We start from the raw sequence: 24,211 nt of genomic DNA, 5'->3' as shown, positions 1-24,211 counted from the left end.
AGAGAATACAGCCACTTTGACGCTTTGACCAGTTCTTGTTCAGCCTAATCCCGCCTTGCAGTTATAGATTACTATTATGTTATTAACTGAGTTGCTTACCAGTAAATTTAAGTTCATTGCCACAGTTGCGACAAGAATAATGAGTCTCCCCTCGCAGCACTTTATTGTGACGACGTATCGATAAAGGATACTGGCGGCAGGGGCACTGATACTCAAACGTCTTGCCCTGCACCGAACTCACATCCATAGAATGCGTACGATCTGGTTTGATACCAAACACTTTAGACATAACGTATTGCCACTCTTTACCGTGCGGCCTCACTCGCCCAAACACTTGATGAGTGATTAAGTGCGCAACTTCGTGAGGCAGAACGTGCTCAATAAATTCTTGTTGGTTTTCCGCCAGCAATACGCGATTCAGCTTTATCGTATTCAACTGCAAAAAGGCTTTTCCAGCCGCCTTACCACGCATATCAGTTTCAATCGTAGGAATTGAAAACTGTCGCTCAAAGTGAGCATTAGCCACTTTGATGAGTGCTGTGGCTTTTCTAAGCAATTGGTATTGAATTGGCGTCATGCAGTGGTTTTGGCTATCGATTTAAAACGGGTACAACTTTAGCTTAATCTCTCTTTGGATACAAAGTTCGTGATGGATGCTTTGGGGTAAATAGCTCAGGTAGAAGTGCGGGTAAAAATATGGATGAGTATTATTGTTGGAAGGTATTAAAGATTGAGTGTTTTTGGCTGTGGGATAGGAGCACTAAAACGTTGTTTAACGGTATGTTATAGCCGACTTTAGATGAACACAGAAATACTTCGAGGTTTCTTAAATTCAATGAACCGATCGTCAGGCAATCACTGTACCAAATTATCCATACTTTGGCTTGTATACGGAATTTTTTTGAAGTTCTCCCCTAAACTCTCAGTCAATTCACACAATAGGTTGATATCAATTGAGTTTTATAGTGAGTGGCAGCAACATGGATGGAATGCAAACACAGAAAATTTCGTCTATAAAGTGTAAACCTTCAAGGTGTTATAGGCATGAGTTATGTTTTAGGGAGATGATATGAGAGTAAAGTCAGACGCTGCTGGGCGTTTGCTAGATATTCTGACAGAGGCAAAATCTAAGTCAGAAAAGCTAAGGACGAGGCAGGTATGGGCTTCGGTTTTTGATATTCCCGAGAGTGATTCAGGCTCTTTGCTGTTAATGCTTGCTGAACTCATCAGGCTAAGTGATCAAACGAAGAAGCAACTGACTGAAATCGATGATATTGACCATCAACTTTTTCTAAAACCATTCGTAAATGTAGAGCGCATGTTGTCAACTCTTAATTTAGAAACATCGTGGCACTCCTCAAAACATTTATTAGATGATGTGACTATATATGGGCTCAATATCTGTTCGGATAAGTTAAGTCGTGTACATCAAGCTACAAGCTTGAACGCTGAAGATTTCGATAAAATAAAGTCGATGCTAGAACAGTTGTCGGATGAAGTCTTAACCAGTGACTTGGATACACCATTAAAAGAAATATTTATACGAAACCTGGAAGGGTTAAGGCAGTCACTATTACTCTACAAAATTAATGGTATTGACGGTATAGAACAACAAATTCAGCTTAATATTGGCACTTTAATCTTCAATAAAGAAAAAATTAAATCATCTAATGCTGTCATCAATGAAGGAATTTTAAATAATTACTTTGGCTTACTTGAGTTCATTAATAAAACTCTAGATACGGCAAGACAAGTAGATAGATTAGCAGGTAACCCAATATCAAAATTACTTGGTATTGATCTAGGTGGTTAATAAATTGCTTAAACGAACGTGTAACGTTCGCCACTTTTGGTTTGAAGTTCAGTATGTTTGGTCATGTTGTTCGTAAGCACAGTTTAGTAAAGTTTGAACAGTCTGTTCTAATTCCATCAATTAAGAGGTAATAATGTTCAAGAATAGTCATTTGTTTTTTGTACCAGAAGAATTGAATTTACTTCGAGCATTTAATCGTAAGCAATTAGAGTTCGTTGATGAGTTTGTCGAAAATATAGAACAGCACATTGAAAAGTGTACTGAGACAGTATTTGTTCAGCGATGGGCTGGAGATGAAGGTGAGGTTGTCGAAGTCGAGAAGCAACATATTGCTGGAATCGCACAAGATGCATATGATGTCAAAGAGACTTTTACTACTGTAATGCCAATGTACCAAAGACAAGCAATGCTTTTAAGCACTTGGTCAATGTTTGATAATGAAATCAACACATACTATAGCAGGCTTGCAAATAAGGTCGGAGCGAAGTCTATAAAACGAGAAAAAGGTTCTAGTGACCTCGCTTATATGATTTTAAGCTTACAAGCAATTGGAGTTGTTTCAGAACCTTCTGAGCGATTTACAAATGCTTTTAATCGGCTTAATGATGAAGTACGTCTCGTTCGTATTGATTGGGCTCATTATGGTGGAAAAGCTGTGAAGTCAAAGTTTATAGAACAAACAGATGGTTTAAGAATGAATGGTTCTCAAATAGATATTTCAGTCGCTTATATCGAGGAAGTTACGGAGCTGATGTGGACGCTTTCAACTGAAATTACTCAGTCAGCACGTACTCATTTTTGTGATAATTAACGAATAAATTTCGGCCCAAAAACCTTTACAGAAAACGCTCAACCTTCATTATCTTCCAACAATTATTACTAAAAAATTGCCCACCAATTTATCGGTGGGCAATTGCCATATTGCGTCTCTTTTATCCCGCAAAAACGCTAACTCTTTTTCTGAATCGTCGCGTGATAAGCATGCCATGTGCCGTAACCTAGAATGGGCATAGTGACTATCATTCCTATCCCGTAGGTGGCAAAGCCTATTAAAACACCCCCACAAATAATGGCCGCCCAAACTAGCATTGGGCCGGGGTTGTTTTTAACCGCATTAAAACTGGAAAATATTGCGGTCATAATATCAACTCGCCTTTCTAGCATTAAAGGCATTGAGAAAACCGCAATGCTAAATACCACGGATGCCAAAATAAACCCTGTTATGGAACCGGTAATAAGAAATGGCGCAAATTCGATGATACTGGCGCCTTCTACGGAAGGGTATAAAGCATGCAGTAGTGAGGCTATTCTCATCCAAAATATCATGGCGACAACCAGCAACACCGCAAAGCTCCATTGTGATGTGGAGTTACGACCGATGGCTTTCATCGAATGCAGTAGGTTGGGTTGTTTGCCTCTTTCTCTTGCCCAACTGACATCGTATAACCCTAGCGCTAAAAATGGCCCAATGAGCATATAGATAATGAGCGCGGGCAGTATTACTAGGTGCGGATGGTTGCCTTGTAAGTATATGAGGCCAACGATGCCAGCGGCAGCAATGGCGAAACAAGTGCCATAAAAGAGGCTAATAATAGGAGATCTGACTAGATCGTTTAAACCTAGTGCTAACCATTGGAAAGGGTCACTAATGCTGATTTTATTGCAGGGCAGTGTTTTTGCGTATTCACTGTTTTTGATTTCAGATGCTTTATGAAAATCACTGTCATCGTATGTACGAGGCATGATAATCCTCCTGATTGAGTCCCGTAATATTGACTCTTAAGCATTGGATAACTGAAATTTTGTATCAGAAATCTAAATAGAGTCTATCTGCTAGTATTTGGTCACCTGACTAAAAAGGTGATCCATTTAACAGTTTTTTAACTTTCATAACTATCGTTGTGGATAGTTAAAATTACAAATTTTGCATGAAAAATAATCAGAAGGGGGTAGGTGACAGGAGCAAATGGAGAGCAAAAAAAACCTCAGCACAAAGGCTGAGGTTGATATAAATAGACGTATCTAGTCGATTATAGACCAGCAAAATCCTTAAGGATTGCTGCTTTGTCTGTCGCTTCCCAAGGGAATTCTTCACGACCAAAGTGACCGTAAGCTGCTGTTTTCTTGTAGATAGGTTGTAGCAAGTTCAGCATTTCTTGTAAGCCGTATGGGCGTAGGTCGAAGTTTTGACGAACAGCTTCAATGATGATTTCTTGGGCTACTTTTTCAGTGCCGAAGGTTTCAATCATGATTGATGTTGGATCAGCAACACCGATAGCGTAAGAAAGTTGGATTTCACAACGGTCAGCCATGCCAGCAGCAACGATGTTTTTCGCTACATAACGAGCTGCGTATGCCGCACTACGGTCAACTTTTGATGGATCTTTACCAGAGAATGCACCGCCACCGTGACGAGCTGCGCCGCCGTAGGTATCAACGATAATTTTACGACCAGTTAGACCACAGTCACCCATTGGGCCACCGATAACGAAACGACCGGTTGGGTTAATAAAGAATTTAGTTTCTTTGTTTAACCATTGCTCAGGAAGTACTGGTTTGATGATAGTTTCCATCACAGCTTCACGAAGCTCTTCTGTTGAAACGCTTTCGCTGTGCTGAGTTGATAGAACAACAGCATCGATGCCGACAATTTTACCTTGGTCATATTGGAAGGTAACTTGAGATTTTGCATCAGGACGCAACCAAGGTAGCGTGCCGTTTTTACGTACTTCAGCTTGTTTTTCAACTAAGCGGTGAGAGTAAGTAATTGGTGCAGGCATCAATACTTCAGTTTCGTTAGTCGCGTAACCAAACATAATACCTTGGTCGCCAGCGCCTTGATCTTTAGGGTCAGCTTTATCAACACCTTGGTTGATATCTGGAGATTGCTTACCGATAGTATTTAATACAGCACAAGAGTCAGCATCGAAGCCCATCTCAGAGTTTACATAACCGATTTCACGAACGGTTTGACGCGTTAGCTCTTCGATATCAACCCAAGCAGAGGTAGTCACTTCACCACCTACCATTACCATGCCAGTTTTTACGTAAGTTTCACATGCAACACGAGCTTTTGGATCTTGCTCAATAATGGCATCTAGAACCGCATCAGAGATTTGGTCTGCGATTTTATCTGGATGGCCTTCTGATACTGATTCAGAAGTAAACAGGTGCTTAGCCATGATGGGCTCCCTTATTCTGGTTTAAGAAAAGACGCATCATCGTAGGCGTCTTTTGAATTGTACTTTAAGTAGGTGTTTCTACTTCTAGACGTCTATTCTAATTTTGAATATGCGAAATACAAGCTTTTTTACCATTTAAGTGAGTAAAAGATTTGCGCTGGGTCACATCACTTTTTAATAAATATAGTGAGATGTTAAGCAAATTTATCTCTCATAGTTTGAATTTTGCTCGGGAAACTGTTTGCAGTAATAGAGGGGCTTTGCGACAATAACAGCGCCCAACATCCTCTGTTGGGAACAGGACTTATTTTTTATAAATTGCTTATGCATTCAGGAGCAGACATGTCTTCTCGTAAAGATCTAGCCAATGCAATTCGTGCTCTTAGCATGGATGGTGTTCAACAAGCTAACTCTGGTCACCCAGGCGCACCAATGGGGATGGCTGACATCGCTGAAGTACTTTGGCGTGATCATCTAAACCATAACCCACAAAACCCAGAGTGGGCTGATCGTGACCGTTTTATCCTTTCAAATGGTCATGGTTCAATGCTGATCTACTCTCTGCTTCATTTGAGTGGTTATGAGTTGTCTATTGATGACCTTAAAAACTTCCGCCAGTTGCACTCTAAGACTCCAGGTCACCCAGAATACGGGTATGCACCGGGTATCGAAACAACAACAGGCCCATTAGGCCAAGGCATTACTAATGCTGTTGGTATGGCGATGGCTGAAAAAGCACTTGCGGCTCAGTTTAACAAGCCTGGCCACGATATCGTTGACCACTTCACTTATGCGTTCATGGGTGATGGCTGTCTGATGGAAGGTATCTCACACGAGGCATGTTCTCTTGCGGGTACTCTAGGTCTTGGTAAGCTGGTTGCTTTCTGGGATGACAACGGCATCTCAATTGATGGTGAAGTTGAAGGTTGGTTCTCTGACGATACACCTAAGCGTTTTGAAGCTTACGGCTGGCACGTAATCCCAGCAGTAGATGGCCATGATAGCGAAGCAATTAATGCGGCTATTATCGCAGCTAAAGCGGACCCTCGCCCAACACTTATCTGTACTAAAACAGTGATTGGCTTTGGTTCTCCAAACAAAGCGGGTACGCACGACTGTCACGGTGCACCACTGGGTCAAGACGAAATCGTTGCGACTAAAGCGGCACTAGGTTGGGAGCACGGACCATTTGAAGTTCCTGCTGACATCTATGCACAGTGGGATGCAAAAGCAACTGGCGCTGAAAAAGAAGCGGCTTGGAATGCTAAGTTTGACGCTTACGCGGCAGCATACCCTGCTGAAGCAGCTGAACTAAAACGTCGTGTAAATGGCGAACTTCCAGCACAGTGGGAAGAGCAAGCAAACCAAATCATTGCTGATCTGCAAGCGAACCCTGCTAACATCGCATCTCGTAAAGCATCACAAAATGCACTAGAAGCGTTTGGTAAAATGCTTCCTGAATTCATGGGCGGTTCTGCTGACCTTGCGCCTTCTAACTTGACTATGTGGTCTGGTTCTAAGTCTCTTGAAGCAACAGACTTCTCTGGCAACTACATTCACTACGGCGTACGTGAATTTGGTATGACAGCTATCATGAACGGTATTGCTCTGCACGGTGGTTTCGTACCATACGGCGCAACTTTCCTAATGTTCATGGAATATGCACGTAACGCAATGCGTATGGCTGCTCTAATGAAAGTTCAGAACATCCAAGTTTATACTCATGACTCTATCGGTCTGGGTGAAGATGGCCCAACTCACCAACCGGTTGAGCAAGTGGCTTCTCTACGTCTAACTCCAAACATGAGCACATGGCGTCCATGTGACCAAGTTGAGTCAGCAGTAGCATGGAAACTGGCTATCGAACGTAAAGATGGCCCATCTGCGCTTATCTTCTCTCGTCAAAACCTTGCACAGCAAGAGCGTGATGCTGCTCAAGTAGCTGATATCGCAAAAGGCGGTTACGTACTAAAAGATTGCGCAGGTACTCCTGAGCTAATCATCATTGCAACAGGTTCTGAAGTTGAACTAGCAGTAGCGGCGCAAGCTGAACTTACTGCGGCAGGCAAAGCAGTACGCGTTGTCTCTATGCCTTCAACAGATGCATTTGATAAGCAAGACGAAGCTTACCGTGAGTCAGTACTTCCTTCATCAGTAACTAAACGTATTGCTGTAGAAGCCGGTATTGCTGACTTCTGGTACAAGTACGTTGGCTTCGGTGGCAAGATCATCGGCATGACAACATTCGGCGAATCTGCACCAGCAGGTGAGTTGTTCAAGATGTTCGGTTTCACTACTGAAAACGTAGTAAACACAGCTAAAGAGTTGTTAGCTTAATTAAACTCTAGCAACCTCTAAAAAATGAAAGCCAGCAGTTTACTGCTGGTTTTTTTTTACTATGATTATAACTTCAATCATATGTTTCTGAGCCCCAATTGCTACCCATATTTCTATTTATAGTCGTCTATATATTTAAAATTATTGTTCTCGGGAAAATATTCTACCTCGACGATTCAGAGTCTTTTATTAAAATAGCCATAAATGATGGGTATTTTATTATCTTATCTATATCTTTGTTATTACTATCTTTCAAAACTAAAAAGCCTGTCTTTTATCTATTGAGGTGTTGTAGTTTTATTCTATTTTTATTGTATATAGTTGACTTTATATTAATATTCTCTTTGCAAACTAGATTATATGCAGATGATGTATTTAAATTTCTATTTGAATTAAATGAAGTTTTAATATCAAAAGTAGAAGTGATTGGATTAATTGTGGTTATAGTTTGTATAGCAATAGTGTTTGCTCGCTTTAATAAGAAAGAGGTAAATTCAAAGGCTTATGTTTTACTATTAGCTATGTTTATTCTTCTCTTTATTTATGATGATTTTAAAATATCAGGTAGAGAAGTATTTTTTGATAATTTTATAGAATCGAACAGAAATGTAACTTATAAAAAAAGCTACTCTAATGAGTTTATCGATAATTTTTCATATTCATCTAAAATTAATCGTAAATCCATAAACTCAAGTAAACCGGATAATATTTATGTTTTTTTCGTTGAGTCATGGTCAAACTATCAGAGCTTAGAGTTTGGAGGAGCTTTTGATTGGACACCGAGATTGGATCAGCTAGCAAGAAGTAATATTAAGTTAAGCAACTTCTACGCAAATGGCTTTAGTACCGAGATGGGCCTTTATGCCACCCTTATTGGCATACAACCTATCCTGTATAAACAAAATGTAGCTTTAGATGGAGGGATGGGATTACTCACATTGAATAATAGAAACTCTCAAGTGAAAAAAATAAAGGAGTTTGGCTATAGAACGAGTTTTATTACATCAGGTAATACCGATTTCCTACAAAAGAAAGACTGGTTAGAACTTATTGGATTTGAGAACATAATTGGCAGTGAAAGCTTTAGCAAAAACACACCAAGATATCTATTTAACTCCGTATCAGATAAAGTTTTATTTGATTACTTTAAATCTTGGGATATTGAAAATTCGGATATATCTAAATTTGTAGTAATTGAAAATGTTTCAACTCATGCACCTTATTATATACCTAGTGATAATGGTGTTGTTAGGTCAGAAGAAAAGGCATTTAGATATACTGATGAAGAGCTTGCTAATTTATTAATAAAGTTAAGTGATTCTTCTGATAACAATCTGATTATTGTTATTAGTGATCATAGAGCTATGTCTCCATTAACAAGAGATGAAATAAATAGGGATGGTATATTTGCTTCTTCTAAAGTCCCTGGGTTTGTTATATGGAATAAGTACAATAAAAATATAGAAAAGAACTTTCAGCAGTCAGATATACTGAACTCAATACTATCTTTATTATCAGGAGAGGTAGTTTATTCGGATATTCAAGGCTCATTATTCCCTCTAGTTACACCATCTCCAGCAAAGTGTATCACCTATCAAAGAGGAGATAATAGAAGCTTAGTTAGTGTTAAGTGCGAGGATGAAAGCTTTTTGGTGAGAAGTAATGGAGATAATACAAGCACTATAAATGAAGTAAAAAGTTTACCAGTTGATGTGGTTAATTATTTAAGACTATATCAATCTAATTAGGCTACTTAATTTACCCGTATTAATTATCATAACTTAATACGGAGTAATAAAAAATTATTTAAATGTTTTTTGTTAAAGCAAGGTAATGCAACCTATTTATCTCTAATCGAGACTGTCTCACATTATCCAGTATTAAACCTGTAAATGACAATAGTACGGAAATAACCCCTAGGCTGCTGGCTAAAATGGCCGTTGGGAAACGTTTCACAAGACCGGTCTCGATAAATTCATAAACTACGGGAATCCCAAGCCCAAGAGATGCCAACATAAATAGGGATGACAAAGCAAAAAAGAAAAGCATAGGTCTTACATTTCTTAGCAAGAAGAAGATAAAGTTGAGGATTTTAAATCCATCACTAAAAGTACTTAGCTTACTTTTAGTACCTTCTGGTCGAGAAATGTATTTAGTGGGCACTTCTTTGATTGGCAATTTATGTTGTAGGGAGTGTACGGTCAGTTCCGTTTCAACTTGAAATCCATCGCTAAATACGGGAACGCTTTTAACAAAGCGACGCGTCATCACTCGATACCCTGAAAATACGTCGGTAAGATTTGAAGAAAACGCGTTATTGATGAGCTTGGAAAAAAAAGTATTTCCTAGAATATGCCCGATAGGGTAGGAGTCTTTTTTCTTAGAGCGTGTCCCTACAATCATATCTAACTGCTCTTGTATTAGTGTTTCTACTAGTTCAGGAGCAATGGTGGCATCGTAAGTATTATCGCCATCAGCCATAATATAAATATCGGCTTCTATATCAGCAAACATTCTACGAACAACTTCTCCCTTGCCTTGTCTTGGTTCAAAGCGAACGATAGCGCCAGCGGTTTTTGCTTCTTCTACTGTCGTGTCTGTGGAGTTGTTGTCATACACATAAATAGTGGCCGTTGGTAGGGCATTTTTGAAAGCTTCAATCGTATCTCCTATGGCTCCCGCTTCATTATGGCAGGGTAGAAGTACTGCTATATCAAGGTTATTCATTGCTATCCTTTGAACTTAAATAGTTGATAGTCATCAGGGTTCTTTGCATTGATTAGCTCAAGGTACTCTGGAATATCGTATGACTTTAAACGTTTTATTAATGCTCCCTCTTTGGCTAAGCGAGCAAGAAGCTTTAAATGGTTGTCGTTGTTAATCAGTATGTAATCAATATGGTTGTTTTTTAGTGTTTCTTGGATGACATCTTCATCGGATTCTAAAAATGTAGTAATGACTAAACTGTTGCCATTAATGTTTCTATGGTAGGGGGCAGCCAATATAGAGTTATTGGTTTGAGAGAGTATCTTTGCCCCAGATTCGATACCGGATAAGACTTTTTTATTGGTGATATTACCTTCATTGAAAATCGATTTTATGCTACTGATTTGTGCGCTATTTTTAGTGTCTTTGCCTTCAGTTGTATTACCAATAAGTGGCGTTAACATTGTAATGTAAATGAGGACAAAAATAGGTATCCCTGACAAGATAATAAAGATAGACGCAATCTTACTCTGCATCTTTTCTGACAAGGTCATCAGGACATAAACCTGAATAGGAGCACTTAATATAAAGCATAATGTGACCGTTCTGATTTGCCAAAAAAAGGCCAAAGATAAATGCAATATTAATATGACATAAAGGAGGTTAAGGTGTGTTTTTTTGTTTTTTAATAGTGGGTACATTAACGAAGGAATAAAAAACAAAAACATGTTCTCAGATGAAAATAGGCCATTAGAGATGATCAATGAATACATTGATTGTGCTTCACTGACATTGCTTAACCAGTATGTACTCACGATCTCTGGATAATCAGCGTAAGCGCCTTTTGCGAGTTCCGGAAAGGCAAGCAGAATAGGGATAAACACAATCACACTGATACTGGCTGCGACAGTCAGCTTATGTAGATTAGATTGTTGTTGATGAATGATTTTGTTTAAGGCAAACAGAAGCACTCCACCACATAAGAAGCACGCAATAAATGGAATAGACAAGCTGTCATAATGAATCAAGAAGAACTCATTTATAGGGCGATTCATCGGCATAAAGAGTAAACCAAATATCATCGCCACAAAGCATAATTTATAAAAGTGACTGAACCAATTGTTCTTATAAATTAAGCAGTAAGCTGAATACGAAGCTAAGTAAAAAACAAAGAAGAAAAAGTTGTCTAATCCTATCCACAATGAGATAGCAATAAGCATACCCTGGGTAAAGCTACGAACAAACTCTGTGGTTTGTTGAGTATTTATTGGCGTGAGAGCGAGAAAAAGAGCAACGATGATCAATTGCAAATTGTGGTGGTCTATAGCACCGGGATAGAACTTCGTTATTGCGTGAGAGCCTAATACGAAAATCATACCGATGAAGCGGTATTTCTTACCAAGATAATGATCAACAAGGGCAAACACGCTAAGTGCAAAACACAATAAATACACTAAAGGTACGACAGCTATAGAGATCAATGACGCGGTGGTCGTATTGAAAAAAGGAGACAAAATAAGAGTGGTGGTGGCAAGGAATAAATCAGGCACTCGTGACCAATGCATGATCAGCCCATCTTCAGGGTTGAAGTGAGGCATTGGCTCTAGATACCAGTTGCCGTACTTTATCCAATCGGTGAACTGCACATAGCGCATGTAATCATCGTTGTCGTGAAGGTTTAGCTGAGAAATGCTTTCCCAGTTCCTTGCAAATACAAAGATAGAAACGACACACCAACATAAGACAATAAATAGCAGATCCTTTTTGTTGTCATGAATCCAATCTTTGAGCATTGAGTTAGTTAACCTTATTCATCGAGTTGCTAAAGAATGCATCACCACTCATATATGTTCAATACTTTGCGCAATGACTGCTCTATAAACTTCACTTGTGTATAAAAATATGTGATCTGATAAACTCTTGCCTCATTACTATAATAATAAACCTTAGATGGAGTTTCGGTATGCTAAGAGTCGCAATAAATGGTTTTGGTCGTATTGGTCGTAATGTCCTACGCGCTGTTTATGAAGGGGGGCTACAAGATCAGATTAAAGTGGTCGCCGTTAATGAACTCGCACAACCGGATGCGATGGCTCACTTGTTGCAATACGATACTAGCCATGGACGCTTTCTTAGAAAAATCTCTCATACCCAAGAGTATTTGAATATTCATAATGCCGATGGAAGCAAAGACGAGATACGAATTTTACATCTTGCGGAGTTGGATTTATTACCGTGGCGTGACTTAGGTGTGGATATTGTTTTGGACTGTACTGGGGTGTATGGCTCGCAGGCGGATGGGCAACAGCACATTGCCGCTGGTGCGAGTAAGGTATTATTCTCTCACCCTGGCTCTAACGATCTCGACAACACTATTATCTATGGCATTAATCACCAGAGCCTAAAACCTGAGCATAATGTTGTGTCAAACGGCTCTTGTACCACCAACTGTATCGTGCCGATTATTCAAGTATTAGATGAAGCGTACGGCATTCAAAGAGGGACGATAACCACCATTCATTCATCAATGAATGATCAGCAAGTCATTGATGCCTATCACTCTGATTTACGTAGAACTCGCAGTGCGAGCCAATCAATTATCCCTGTTGATACTAAGTTACATAAAGGCATTGAACGTATTTTTCCTAAGTTTGAAAATAAGTTTGAGGCAATATCAGTGAGAGTGCCCACTGTCAATGTTACAGCGATGGATCTGAGTGTTACACTAGATGCTAAAGTGAGTGTTGATGATGTAAATCAAACTATTTTGCAAGCATCTCAATGTACATTACAATCAATAGTTGACTATACCGAAGCGCCACTTGTTTCAATTGACTTCAATCACGACCCACACAGTGCGATAGTCGATGGTTCACAAACTCGTGTGAGTGACGGCCAATTAGTGAAGATGCTAGTGTGGTGTGATAATGAATGGGGCTTTGCAAATCGGATGCTCGATACCGCATTAGCGATGCATGCGTCACATTTATTACATCGCGTGAAATAAATACGTAGCTTTTTAGTTCAACCTCTTGAACTATAGAGTAAGCGGCCCCATGTAGCATCACATTAGATAGATTTCGAACGCCTATTCAGACAGTGTGTTGGGATGGGCGGAAAGTTTTTAAATTAAAACCTAGAGGACTAACAATGTCTGTAATCAAGATGACTGACCTGGATCTAGCAGGTAAACGTGTATTTATCCGTGCTGATCTAAACGTGCCAGTAAAAGACGGTAAAGTAACTTCTGATGCTCGTATTCTTGCATCTCTTCCTACTATTAAGCGTTGCCTAGAAGCTGGCGCTAAAGTAATGGTTACTTCTCACCTAGGTCGTCCGACTGAAGGCGAATATGCTGAAGAGTTCTCACTACAACCTGTAGTTAACTACTTAAACGACGCACTAGATTGCGAAGTTAAGCTAGCAAAAGACTACCTAGAAGGTCTTGAACTGAACGCAGGTGAGCTTGTTGTTCTTGAGAACGTTCGCTTTAACAAAGGCGAGAAGAAAAACGAAGAAGAACTGTCTAAGAAATACGCTGCATTGTGTGACATTTTCGTTATGGATGCATTTGGTACAGCTCACCGCGCTCAAGCGTCTACTCACGGTGTAGGTACTTACGCTCCTGTTGCTTGTGCTGGTCCTCTACTTGCTGCTGAGCTTGAAGCGCTAGGTAAAGCAATGGATAACCCTGAGCGTCCACTAGTTGCTATCGTAGGCGGTTCTAAGGTTTCTACTAAACTGACTGTTCTTGAGTCTCTATCTAAAGTTGCTGATCAACTTGTTGTGGGTGGCGGTATTGCAAATACATTTATCGCTGCGGAAGGCCACAACGTAGGTAAGTCTCTATACGAAGCAGACCTAGTTGAAACTGCTAAGAAACTAATGAAAGAGTGTGCAATTCCAGTTGCAACTGACGTTGCGTGTGCAAAAGCATTTGACGAAAACGCTGAAGCTGAAATCAAAAACGTTGCTGACGTTGCTGATGACGACATGATCTTCGACCTTGGTCCAGATTCAACAGCCGTTCTTGCTGACATCATTGCTAACGCAAAAACTATCCTTTGGAATGGCCCTGTTGGCGTATTCGAATTTAAAAACTTCGAAGCGGGCACAGCGGGTATCTCTAAAGCAATCGCTGAATCTGCAGGTTTCTCTGTAGCAGGTGGCGGTGACACATTAGCGGCTATCGACAAGTTCGGTATCAAAGCTGATGTTTCTTACATCTCAACAGGCGGCGGCGCTTTCCTTGAGTTTGTAGAAGGTAAAGTACTTCCAGCAGTAGCTATGCTAGAAGAACGAGCAAAAGCGTAATATTTTTTTGGCGAGAATCTTATTCTCGCCTTTTTATTGTTTTGCTACAATGCCTTGCGTTGTATGCAATCTTTTTAATACTTGCAAAAGTGCAATTTAATACTAAACGACAGAAAATAGGACTTATTCCATGTCTAAGATCTTCGATTTTGTAAAACCTGGTGTTATCTCTGGTGATGACGTTCAAAAAGTATTTGAAGTAGCAAAAGAAAATAACTTTGCTCTTCCTGCTGTGAATGTTGTAAACACTGACTCAGTAAATGGTGTACTAGAAGCGGCTGCAAAAGTTAAAGCTCCTGTAGTTGTTCAATTCTCTAACGGTGGCGCTGGCTTCTTTGCTGGTAAAGGCGTTAAATTAGAAGGTCAAGGTGCACAAATCCTTGGCGGTATCGCTGGCGCTAAATACGTTCATGCAGTAGCAGAAACTTACGGTGTTCCAGTTATTCTTCACACTGACCACGCAGCTAAGAAACTACTTCCTTGGATTGACGGTCTACTAGACGCTGGTGAAGAGTTCTTCGCTCAAACAGGTAAACCTCTATTTTCTTCTCACATGATTGACCTTTCTGAAGAGTCTCTAGAAGAAAACATCGAAATCTGTTCTAAGTACCTAGCACGCATGGCTAAAATGGGCATGACTCTAGAAATCGAACTAGGTTGTACTGGTGGTGAAGAAGATGGCGTAGATAACTCTGATATGGACGCATCTGAGCTGTACACTTCTCCTGAAGATGTGGCTTACGCATACGAAAAACTGAGCGCTATCAGCCCTCGTTTCACTATCGCAGCCTCTTTCGGTAACGTACACGGTGTTTACCAAGCAGGTAACGTAGTGCTTACTCCAACTATCCTACGTGACTCTCAAGCATACTGTGCAGAGAAGTTCGGTATTGCACCTAACGCTCTAAACTTTGTATTCCACGGTGGTTCTGGTTCTTCTGAAGCAGAAATCAAAGAGTCTATCGGCTACGGTGTGATCAAAATGAACATCGATACTGATACTCAGTGGGCAACTTGGGATGGTATCCGTACTTACGAAGCGGAAAATCACGATTACCTACAAGGTCAAATCGGTAACCCAACGGGTGAAGCAGCGCCGAACAAGAAGTACTACGATCCACGCGTATGGCTACGTGCTGGTCAATCTTCAATGGTGACTCGCCTTGAGAAAGCCTTTGCTGATCTTAACGCGATTGACGTATTGTAATACGCCTGCAAGCTACTAATTAAATTAAAAAAACCCGCTATTTAGCGGGTTTTTTTTGTCTTGTGTACTATAGTTTTTAGGTGCAGTTTTTAAGGACAGTCTTTAAAGCCTTCAGAAGGTTATGTTTTGACAGAAGTCTGACTTATAACGGACATATGGAAGTATGATGCTGGTCACAGTTTATTTGTAACACTTTATTACGGAAGAGAAATTTACAATGTCACAAGAAACTCCCCAAATCCCAAACGTAGATGCCCTTCATGAAGGTATGCAAGATGCCCATCATTGGTTCGTAAATAATACAGACCTTCTGATCGGCTATGCGATGAATATCATTACCGCGGTTCTCATTCTATTTATTGGTAATATCATTACTAAGATGATTGCGAACAGTGTCTCTAAAATGCTGAAAAAGCGTGATTTAGACAAAGCCGTTATTGATTTTGTTCATGCAATGGTGCGTTACCTACTGTTTGTTATCGTATTGATTGCTGCCCTAGGTCGTCTAGGTGTTCAAACTGCTTCCGTAGTCGCTATTATTGGTGCTGCCGGTTTAGCGGTTGGTCTTGCTCTGCAAGGTTCACTGTCTAACTTTGCTGCTGGCGTACTTATCGTTGCATTCCGTCCGTTTAAATCTGGCGATTATGTTGAGATTGGTGGTGTTGCCGGTTCTGTTGACTCTATCCAAATTTTCCAAACGGTATTAACGACACCAGATAATAAAATGGTGGTAGTACCGAATGGCAGTGTTATTGGCAGTCCAATCACCAACTACTCTCGTCATGCCACCCGCCGTATTGATTACATTATTGGGGTGTCTTACAGTGCCGACTTGAAGAAAACCGAACAAGTGATCCGTCAAACTCTGGAAGCTGAAGAACGTCTACTGAAAGACAAAGGCATTCAGATCGGTGTGGTTGAGCTTGCAGACTCTTCTGTTAACTTTGTGGTTCGCCCTTGGTGTCGCACAGAGGATTACTGGAATGTGTATTTTGACATGCTTAAAGCGATTAAGATTGCACTTGATGAAAACGGCATTGAAATCCCGTATCCACAAATGGATGTACATCTGAATAAAATTGCTGAGTAAATTAAGCGAATAAATTCAATAAAAACGCGCCTTATGGCGCGTTTTTTTATCTATTCTATATCAATAGGTAATCTCAATCGTACTCAATAACGGATCATTCTAGCTTGTCAAAATACTCGATAATTGAGCTAGAATTTTTGATGAGTATAACCGTGATTGGAATATCTAGATTGCTAACAGGGAAGGGCATTAGATGAAGATGAGCAATAGAATAAAGCATTGGGTTTTCGGCGCTGTATTATCTGTGAGTTCTATAGCGTTACAAGCACAAACATTAGATTTTCCGCACATAAACACTACTGGATATGGCGAAGTGCTCGCTGAGCCGGATATGGCTGAATTTAGTGTGCAAGTGGTGATGGTACAAGAGAGTGCAGAGCAGGCAAAACAACAAGCCGATAAGGCTGTGGATGATTTTTTACAGCAACTACAAGCATTCGGTTTGCCAAGAGAGGATATTAAAAGCGGTAATATTCAATTACTGCCACAAATGCACTATCCGAAAAATGCCAAACCCGAGCAAAAAGGCTACCGAGCCGTACGAAAAGTTAAAGTGACTATCGATAATTTGGAGATGCTACCCAAGTTGATGGATATCGCACTTAAATCGGGTGTGAATCGTATTGATAGAGTTCAGCTAGGCGTTAAAGACCCATCAAAGTATCAGGCTATTGCCCGTAGTGAGGCAATTAAAGATGCGAAATTAAAGGCAAAATCTGTTGCTGAAGGTTTTGATAAAACTTTGGATGAGGTATGGCAAGTAAACTATCAATCAGCGCAAGCACGACCGATGTTGTCTCGCAGTATGGCGATGGACTCATCAGAGCGAGCAAATAGTTATCAAGATACAACGATAGTGATTAAAGACAGAGTTGAAGTGATCTATAAACTCAAGTAACCGTAAAAATTACCGCTATAACAGACACTAAAAAGCCCTTGCTGACCTGTATTTATCAAGGTTTAGCGAGGGCTTTATGATTGACTAATCTTTACTACTTGGTAAAGAGATTAGTGAAGTAGACGTGCGCGGATTGTGCCGTCGATTTCTTTTAGTTTATCCAGTGCTTCTTGAGAGCGAGCCGCTTCTACATCAATGACAACATAACCGATATGGCTATTGGTTTGCAGGTACTGACCTGCAATGTTGATGCCTGCACTAGCAAAGATGGTGTTGATTTGAGTCAGAATACCAGGGCGGTTTTCATGGATGTGTAGCAAGCGAGATGTGCCTCTATGCTGTGGCAGAGATACCGCAGGGAAGTTTACACTTGATAGAGTTGAACCGTTGTCTGAGTATTTAGCCAGTTTGCCTGCTACTTCAACGCCAATGTTCTCTTGAGCTTCTTGAGTCGACCCACCTACGTGCGGAGTTAGGATAACATTGTCAAACTTCATCAGTGGAGACTCAAAGGCTTCCGCATTGGTTTTTGGCTCTACAGGGAATACATCCACAGCGGCACCAGATAGATGCTTAGATTCTAGAGCATCACATAGTGCAGGAATATCCACTACCGTACCGCGAGCGGCGTTGATGAAGATAGCTCCGGGCTTCATTAGAGCAAACTGCTCTGCGCCCATCATGTCTTTAGTCTCTGGTGTTTCAGGAACATGCAAACTAATCACATCACATTTATTGAGTAGCTCAGCCATGGTTGAAACTTGAGTGGCGTTGCCTAAAGACAGTTTATTTTCAATGTCATAGAAGTAAACACGCATACCTAGGTTTTCCGCAATGATGCTCAACTGAGTACCAATGTGGCCATAACCTATGATGCCTAAGCGTTTTCCGCGAGCTTCATTTGAATGGTCGGCACTTTTCTTCCAGATACCGCGGTGAGCTAAAGCATTTTTCTCAGGAATGCCACGCATCAATAGCAGTATTTGACCAAGAACTAACTCAGCCACACTACGGGTATTTGAGAACGGTGCGTTAAATACAGGTACACCTTTCACAGCAGCGGCTTTTAGGTCAACCTGATTAGTACCGATACAGAAACAACCGATAGCAACCAGCTTGTCTGCTGCGGCTAAAACGCGTTCATTAAGGTTTGTACGAGAGCGAATACCGATAAAGTGCACATCCTTGATGGCTTCAATGAGCTCTTCTTCAGAGATAGATCCTTTATGGTATTGAATGTTGGAGTAACCCGCGGCCTCTAGCACTTCAACAGATGAAGGGTGTAGTCCTTCGAGAAGCAGTATTTTTATCTTATCTTTGTGCAAAGAGACTTTAGTCATCGTGGTTATTCCTTAACGTATAGTAAATTAATTTCGAAAAGCAAACGTTTTCCAAAAGTAGGCTGTCTTTAAATTATCAAAAAAAGAACAGTTTGGGTAAGAAAATTACAATAAAAAAAAAGTAGAGGCTATTTTTAGCCTCTACTCTCATTAATTATCAATAAAATCAGTGTATTAACTTTGTTGTTAAAGCTGAAATATATATATTATTACTCTTCGATCTTAGCGCCATCAGGAGTGCCGGTAATCACGACATCAGCACCACGATGTGCAAATAGACCTACAGTCACTACACCAGGTAGCGCATTGACTTGATCTTCAAGTTGCTTAGCGTTGTTGATTTTCAAGCTGTGCACATCAAGAATGATATTGCCGTTATCGGTAATAACACCTTCGCGGTAAACCGGATCACCACCCAGTTTCACTAGCTCACGAGCAACGTAAGAACGTGCCATAGGAATCACTTCAACAGGAAGAGGGAACTCACCAAGCACTTCAACCGCTTTGGTGCCATCAACAATACAGATGAACTTGTCAGAGATCGCCGCAACAATTTTTTCTCTGGTCAGTGCCGCGCCGCCGCCTTTGATCATTTCTTTATTGGCGTTAATTTCGTCCGCGCCATCAACATAAACGTCCAGCGACGCTACGTCGTTACAGTCAAAGACTTTAATGCCCAATTTTTCTAGCTTTTCAGTCGATGCGATAGAGCTAGAGACTGCCCCTTTGATTTTGTCGCTCATTGTTCCCAAGGCATCAATAAAATGGTTTACGGTAGAGCCCGTTCCTACACCGACAATTGCGCCAGCTTCAACGTATTTAAGTGCTGCCCAACCAGCTTCTTTTTTCATTTCATCTTGGGTCATTCTAGTTCTCCAGATCGAGAGTAAAGGGATCTGCAAGAGTATATACTCATCTGTGAAATATTTGAATCAAGTGCTTAAGATGAAAGTGACCAATTCCAAGTCTTACTGGGAGTGACTATTTTATTGAGTGGCACATCCCACTCTTCGATAGGTAGTTTGGCGAGTTGCTGGCAATCATGAGCAATACCAATGGCCTTTGGGCCATGAGTATCAATGAAAGGGGCTAACGTTCTGTCGTAGTACCCGCCACCCATACCTAGGCGATGCCCATGGACATCAAAGGCAACCAGTGGTGTGAATATCACGTCCAGATCCGCGACTGGAATAATATGGTTTACCGATAGCTTAGGTTCAAAAATGCCGTACTTATTTGTAATAAGCTCTGTGGTTGGAGTGAGCTGAAGAAAGAGCAATTGACCTTTTGCAAAAGGATGCAACACAGGGACATAGGTATTGATGTTGTTTTCCCAGCACCACTTAATGGCTAGCTCTGGATTAATTTCGCCATCATTGGCTAAATACAGCGCAACATTTTTAGCCTGAGTCAGCTCGGGAAGCTGTTTAAATTGCTCGATTAATTGCAACGAAGCTAACGTTTGTTCAGGAGTAGTGAGTGCAATACGAAGCGTTCGAATATGCTTACGTATCTCATTACGAGTTGATGGTTGTTGCATGAGGGACCCCAGAGTGCCGTTGCGGATTTTGGCCCTTGAACCAGCTGGTTCAAGGCGGATCAGCAATGATGACCGTAGGCTTCTCGATACGAGTCGAGCTTGCTCAATAGCCATCAAGTACTAACCCTTAAGGGTTGCTTATCGGCTCAGGGACACAAATCCAGCTGACGCACACCCCAGGGTAATTTTAATTTTGCCGTCCAGTTGGCTACTTTTTTACTCTTTCGCTAGCGCTTTGTCTAGCTTGTCATCCAGAAACTCAAGGCGCTGCGTAATATCTTGATGAATTTCGCTACTTGCCTCTTGTTCTAACAATTCATAGCAAATGTTTAGAGCGGCTATGGTTATCAGTTTCTCGGTATTGGCGACTTTTGTTTTATCCGCCATGTCCTTAATACGTTGATCAAGGTTAAGTGCAGCCTGTCGTAATGCGTCTTCTTTGCCGACAGGGCAATTTACTCGAGTGATCTTACCTAAAATTTCAACTTCAACTGCTTGACTGCTCATGCTAGATAACTCATTGCTGCTCCCAAAAGCCTGTGCGTCCCATGCACATACAGGCAAGAAACTATAGAAAAACCCCCACCAAGATTCAAGCTTTTCCGAACATGAGCGCAAGGTTATGTTGCTAACTAGTCAGAAACAAAGCAATTTGCTCATTTGATCTACATTCTTGGTATAAAAGCATAGTCGTGTTTGCTAAAAAATGGCCAGTGATTTGCATCTGTAATGCGCTCTTATCAGGTGATAAGATAACGGGATTAATCCCGAATAGGAATTGTACCCTCATGAGTCAAATCTCTTTACCCAATTATCTCACTGTTGCCGACGAATTAAAGACAGCAGGAATTGCGATTACACCGGCAGAAACCCATGGCCTTCTTATTGGCATGTTAAGTGGTGGATTAAGCAATGATAGCGAAGCGTGGCAGTCGCTATTATTTGACTATACCAATGATGGTATGGGCTGGCCGATGGCGTGTTTGGCTGTGGCTGAGCAAAGCTTGAAACTTGCTCGTAAAGAGTTAGCGGGTGATAACTTTGAGTTGAGTCTGTTACTTCCTGAAAATGAGGGTATTCAGGTATATGCACAAGCGATGGCAGAGTGGGTGAGTCACTTTGTATCTGGCTTAGGTTTGATTGATGCTCAATTGAATAAGGCAAGTGCGCAAAGCAAAGAAGCGCTGCAAGATTTGCTAGAGATCGCAAAACTTGAAGTGGATCCAGAAGACGATCAAGAAGAACAAGCTGCGCTTTTAGAACAAGTGCTTGAGCATGTTAAGGTGTGTGTATTGACTGTGCATAGCGAATTTGGTCATAAACCAGCGAAACCTGAATCTAAAACCATTCATTAATTGAGCAATAGGGGAGCCTTCTTTGCAGTACGATGTAATTATTATTGGCGGCGCAATGAGCGGAGCGACACTGGCTCTTGCATTAAGCCGTGTTGCCAATAAAAAAGTGGCTGTCGTTGAAGCGTTCTCTGAATCACCACAGCATCCAGGGTTTGATGCTAGAGCCATCGCTTTATCGTTGGGAAGCATCGAGTTACTGCGCCGCTATAAGTTGTGGGATGCATTAGCGAATGATGCTACGCCGATTGATACGATTGACGTTTCGGATCGCGGACATTTTGCCCAAACAGGTTTTAGCGCAGAGCAACAAAATCAGTCCCTATTAGGCGCTGTAGTTGAATTGGCTACTGTGGGGGCGGCTTATCGAGAACAGTTGCGTCTTGATTCGAATATCGATGTATTTTGTCCTGATTCCATTGTTGATATCGAACAGCACCAACAGCACATCGATGCAATTTTGCAATCTGGAACTCGTTTATCCGCACAATTGATGGTTGCCGCTGATGGAGCTAACTCTAAAGTGGCTGAGCTGATTAAAAACCCTAAATCTTTAGATGATTTTGAGCAGCATGCACTTATCGCAAATATTGAGCTAGAAAAGCCTCATCATAACAAAGCCTATGAGCGATTTACTTCCCATGGTCCTATCGCACTATTGCCGATGACAGGGAAGCGCATGTCATTGGTCTGGTGTATGAAGCAGCCTATGTTGCAACAAGCATTGGCTTGGAACAACGAGACATTTTTAGCTGAGCTACAACAAGAGTTCGGTTGGCGTTTAGGGCGTTTTGATAAAGTGGGTACGTTAGCCAGTTATCCTTTGCAACTGCATAAACGAGAGCGTTTAATTCATCATCGTATTGCCTTTGTGGGGAATGCGGCGCAAACCTTACATCCCATTGCTGGGCAAGGTTTTAATTTAGGTATTCGAGATGTGGCGTCGTTAGTCGATGTACTCTCTTGCCATCGCGACTGTGGCGACTATCAGTGTCTGGCGCAGTTTAGGGATGCTCGTGAGGCAGACCGAGAGGCAACCTGTGACATGACCTCTGCTTTGGTGAGAATCTTTTCAAATGAGTGGTTGCCTATGGTGGTCGCGAGAAACCTAGGGCTTGCTCTTTTTGATATAGCTCCTCCCCTACAAGGCCCGGTGAAAAATCGCAGCCTAGGATTGGTATAGAAGATACAATGATTAAAAATGTAGATTTAGTGATTGTCGGTGGTGGTATGGTCGGGCTAACGTTAGCTTTGGCTTTAAAAAACACCGATATCCGCATTGCAGTAATTGAAAGTAGTGAACCCAAGTCAGTGAGTGAAGCACCTGTATCTAGGGTGTCAGCTCTAAGCCGAGCCAGTGAAAACATCTTGCATCGCTTAGGTGCTTGGCCTGAAATTACCCGCCTGCGTTGCGCTCCTTATACTGCGATGCAAGTATGGGAAAAAGACTCGTTTTCTAAAATTGAGTTTTCTGCCAGTGAGCTTTTTGAGGATAATCTTGGGCACATTGTTGAGAATCAAATCATTCAGCATGCGCTACTTGAGCAAGTCAAGAGACTCGAAAATGTCAGCCTATTTCATCCTAATAAATGCACTCATTTAGCGGTGGGCGAACGAGAAGCTTGGTTGACCTTAGATAATGGACAAAACCTGACCGCTAAGCTGGTGGTAGCCGCCGATGGCGCAAACTCTTGGGTTCGCCAGCAGCAGGACTTCCCGCTGACAGAGTGGGATTATGACCACACTGCTATCGTATGTAACGTATTGATGGAAGAGCCACACGACAATGTCGCAAGGCAAGTATTTACCCCTTCAGGCCCACTGGCATTTCTGCCGCTGCATGAGCCTAACTTATGTTCTATCGTTTGGTCGCAACATACGGATAGAGCACAGCAGTTAATGCAGGCTTCTGATGCTGAGTTTTGTAAGCAGTTGAGCGTCGATTTTGACATGCGCTTAGGCAAGGTTGAGCAACTGAGTGAGCGAAATGCGATACCACTGAAAATGCGCTACGCACGGGATTTTGCCAAACCACGAGTCGCGTTAATTGGCGATGCTGCTCACACCATTCATCCACTTGCTGGACAAGGTGTTAACTTGGGGCTTCTGGATGCGATTACGCTAGCAGAAGAAGTCGAAAAATACTGGAACAGCGGAAAGGATATTGGTGAATACGCTAACTTGCGTCATTTTGAGCGTTGGAGAAAAGCCGAAGCGGTTAAAATGATCTCAAGCATGCAAGGGTTTAAAGAGTTGTTTACCGGAGATGATCCTTTAAAAAAACTCATTCGTGGAGTCGGCATGAATTTAGCGGGCACACTGCCAGGAATGAAAAATGAAGTGATGCGTCATGCTCTTGGGCTAAAAGGTGACTTACCTAAGTTAGCTAAGTAGACGGTTAGCTAAATAGACGTCGCTTTATTGAGTGGTTC

General features: G+C 41.3%; 21 protein-coding genes and 1 other RNA gene. 12 read left to right on the top strand and 10 right to left on the bottom strand.

The window, feature by feature from the left end; genetic code table 11:
* Positions 1-82: 82 nt before the first annotated feature.
* Positions 83-577, bottom strand: coding sequence for a SprT family zinc-dependent metalloprotease (locus VEZ01S_RS01865; protein ID WP_021712318.1), 495 nt, complete (start codon positions 575-577; stop codon positions 83-85).
* A 492-nt stretch (positions 578-1,069) separates the two neighbouring features.
* Between VEZ01S_RS01865 and VEZ01S_RS01860 the strand changes: the two genes are divergently transcribed.
* On the top strand, positions 1,070-1,813 hold the full coding sequence (locus VEZ01S_RS01860; RefSeq protein WP_021712317.1) for a hypothetical protein: 744 nt from the start codon (positions 1,070-1,072) through the stop codon (positions 1,811-1,813).
* A 133-nt stretch (positions 1,814-1,946) separates the two neighbouring features.
* Entirely contained in the window at positions 1,947-2,624 is a 678-nt protein-coding gene (locus VEZ01S_RS01855; protein WP_021712316.1) for a hypothetical protein, read from the top strand.
* 137 nt (positions 2,625-2,761) lie between these two features.
* Here the strand turns inward: VEZ01S_RS01855 and VEZ01S_RS01850 are convergent, their stop codons facing one another.
* Positions 2,762-3,556: a DUF2189 domain-containing protein gene (locus VEZ01S_RS01850; RefSeq protein WP_021712315.1), complete on the bottom strand. Its 795-nt coding sequence runs from the start codon at positions 3,554-3,556 to the stop codon at positions 2,762-2,764.
* Between the two features lie 287 nt (positions 3,557-3,843).
* Positions 3,844-4,995, bottom strand: a complete 1,152-nt coding sequence (gene metK / locus VEZ01S_RS01845) for a methionine adenosyltransferase (RefSeq protein ID WP_021712314.1) — start codon at positions 4,993-4,995, stop codon at positions 3,844-3,846.
* Positions 4,996-5,337: 342 nt separating this feature from the next.
* Between metK and tkt the strand changes: the two genes are divergently transcribed.
* Entirely contained in the window at positions 5,338-7,332 is a 1,995-nt protein-coding gene (tkt, locus tag VEZ01S_RS01840; RefSeq protein ID WP_021712313.1) for a transketolase, read from the top strand.
* 344 nt (positions 7,333-7,676) lie between these two features.
* The gene (locus VEZ01S_RS01835; RefSeq protein WP_021712312.1) at positions 7,677-9,080 is read left to right on the top strand and encodes an LTA synthase family protein; all 1,404 of its coding nucleotides are present in this window, start codon (positions 7,677-7,679) and stop codon (positions 9,078-9,080) included.
* A 58-nt stretch (positions 9,081-9,138) separates the two neighbouring features.
* Here the strand turns inward: VEZ01S_RS01835 and VEZ01S_RS01830 are convergent, their stop codons facing one another.
* Positions 9,139-10,059: a glycosyltransferase family 2 protein gene (locus tag VEZ01S_RS01830; protein WP_021712311.1), complete on the bottom strand. Its 921-nt coding sequence runs from the start codon at positions 10,057-10,059 to the stop codon at positions 9,139-9,141.
* A 2-nt stretch (positions 10,060-10,061) separates the two neighbouring features.
* Positions 10,062-11,831: a hypothetical protein gene (locus VEZ01S_RS01825; RefSeq protein WP_021712310.1), complete on the bottom strand. Its 1,770-nt coding sequence runs from the start codon at positions 11,829-11,831 to the stop codon at positions 10,062-10,064.
* Between the two features lie 170 nt (positions 11,832-12,001).
* On the opposite strand from VEZ01S_RS01825, the gene epd reads away from it, so the two are divergent.
* The 5 genes from epd to VEZ01S_RS01800 all read left to right on the top strand — a co-directional run bounded on the left by epd (position 12,002) and on the right by VEZ01S_RS01800 (position 17,547).
* Positions 12,002-13,045: an erythrose-4-phosphate dehydrogenase gene (epd, locus tag VEZ01S_RS01820; protein WP_021712309.1), complete on the top strand. Its 1,044-nt coding sequence runs from the start codon at positions 12,002-12,004 to the stop codon at positions 13,043-13,045.
* A 143-nt stretch (positions 13,046-13,188) separates the two neighbouring features.
* Complete coding sequence (locus VEZ01S_RS01815) at positions 13,189-14,352, top strand: phosphoglycerate kinase (protein WP_021712308.1); 1,164 nt, start codon at positions 13,189-13,191, stop codon at positions 14,350-14,352.
* Between the two features lie 130 nt (positions 14,353-14,482).
* The gene (gene fbaA / locus VEZ01S_RS01810) at positions 14,483-15,559 is read left to right on the top strand and encodes a class II fructose-bisphosphate aldolase (protein WP_021712307.1); all 1,077 of its coding nucleotides are present in this window, start codon (positions 14,483-14,485) and stop codon (positions 15,557-15,559) included.
* A 268-nt stretch (positions 15,560-15,827) separates the two neighbouring features.
* Positions 15,828-16,649: a small-conductance mechanosensitive channel MscS gene (gene mscS / locus VEZ01S_RS01805; protein WP_235868480.1), complete on the top strand. Its 822-nt coding sequence runs from the start codon at positions 15,828-15,830 to the stop codon at positions 16,647-16,649.
* A 199-nt stretch (positions 16,650-16,848) separates the two neighbouring features.
* Entirely contained in the window at positions 16,849-17,547 is a 699-nt protein-coding gene (locus VEZ01S_RS01800) for an oxidative stress defense protein (RefSeq protein WP_235868476.1), read from the top strand.
* 110 nt (positions 17,548-17,657) lie between these two features.
* Here VEZ01S_RS01800 and serA read toward each other — a convergent pair whose 3' ends face one another.
* From serA to zapA, 5 genes are all read right to left on the bottom strand, one after another.
* Positions 17,658-18,887 (bottom strand): phosphoglycerate dehydrogenase, encoded by a 1,230-nt coding sequence (serA, locus tag VEZ01S_RS01795; protein WP_021712304.1) that lies wholly within the window; start codon positions 18,885-18,887, stop codon positions 17,658-17,660.
* A 209-nt stretch (positions 18,888-19,096) separates the two neighbouring features.
* Positions 19,097-19,753: a ribose-5-phosphate isomerase RpiA gene (gene rpiA / locus VEZ01S_RS01790; protein ID WP_021712303.1), complete on the bottom strand. Its 657-nt coding sequence runs from the start codon at positions 19,751-19,753 to the stop codon at positions 19,097-19,099.
* A 74-nt stretch (positions 19,754-19,827) separates the two neighbouring features.
* The gene (locus tag VEZ01S_RS01785; protein ID WP_021712302.1) at positions 19,828-20,427 is read right to left on the bottom strand and encodes a 5-formyltetrahydrofolate cyclo-ligase; all 600 of its coding nucleotides are present in this window, start codon (positions 20,425-20,427) and stop codon (positions 19,828-19,830) included.
* A 1-nt stretch (position 20,428) separates the two neighbouring features.
* Positions 20,429-20,613: non-coding RNA, 6S RNA (gene ssrS, locus VEZ01S_RS16465), on the bottom strand.
* Positions 20,614-20,643: 30 nt separating this feature from the next.
* The gene (gene zapA / locus VEZ01S_RS01780) at positions 20,644-20,934 is read right to left on the bottom strand and encodes a cell division protein ZapA (protein WP_021712301.1); all 291 of its coding nucleotides are present in this window, start codon (positions 20,932-20,934) and stop codon (positions 20,644-20,646) included.
* Between the two features lie 281 nt (positions 20,935-21,215).
* Here zapA and VEZ01S_RS01775 point away from each other — a divergent pair, with 281 nt between their 5' ends.
* Genes VEZ01S_RS01775 through VEZ01S_RS01765 form a run of 3 tightly spaced genes read left to right on the top strand, consistent with a single transcriptional unit; the run spans position 21,216 to position 24,173 of the window.
* Positions 21,216-21,782 (top strand): YecA/YgfB family protein, encoded by a 567-nt coding sequence (locus VEZ01S_RS01775; RefSeq protein ID WP_021712300.1) that lies wholly within the window; start codon positions 21,216-21,218, stop codon positions 21,780-21,782.
* A gap of 22 nt (positions 21,783-21,804) precedes the next feature.
* Positions 21,805-22,962, top strand: a complete 1,158-nt coding sequence (gene ubiH, locus VEZ01S_RS01770; protein WP_021712299.1) for a 2-octaprenyl-6-methoxyphenyl hydroxylase — start codon at positions 21,805-21,807, stop codon at positions 22,960-22,962.
* Positions 22,963-22,970: 8 nt separating this feature from the next.
* Positions 22,971-24,173 (top strand): FAD-dependent 2-octaprenylphenol hydroxylase, encoded by a 1,203-nt coding sequence (locus VEZ01S_RS01765; RefSeq protein WP_021712298.1) that lies wholly within the window; start codon positions 22,971-22,973, stop codon positions 24,171-24,173.
* Positions 24,174-24,211 lie beyond the last annotated feature (38 nt).

Source organism: Vibrio ezurae NBRC 102218, assembly GCF_000467185.1.
Classification (GTDB): Bacteria; Pseudomonadota; Gammaproteobacteria; order Enterobacterales; family Vibrionaceae; genus Vibrio; species Vibrio ezurae.
This window is presented reverse-complemented; position numbering and strand designations above follow the sequence as displayed.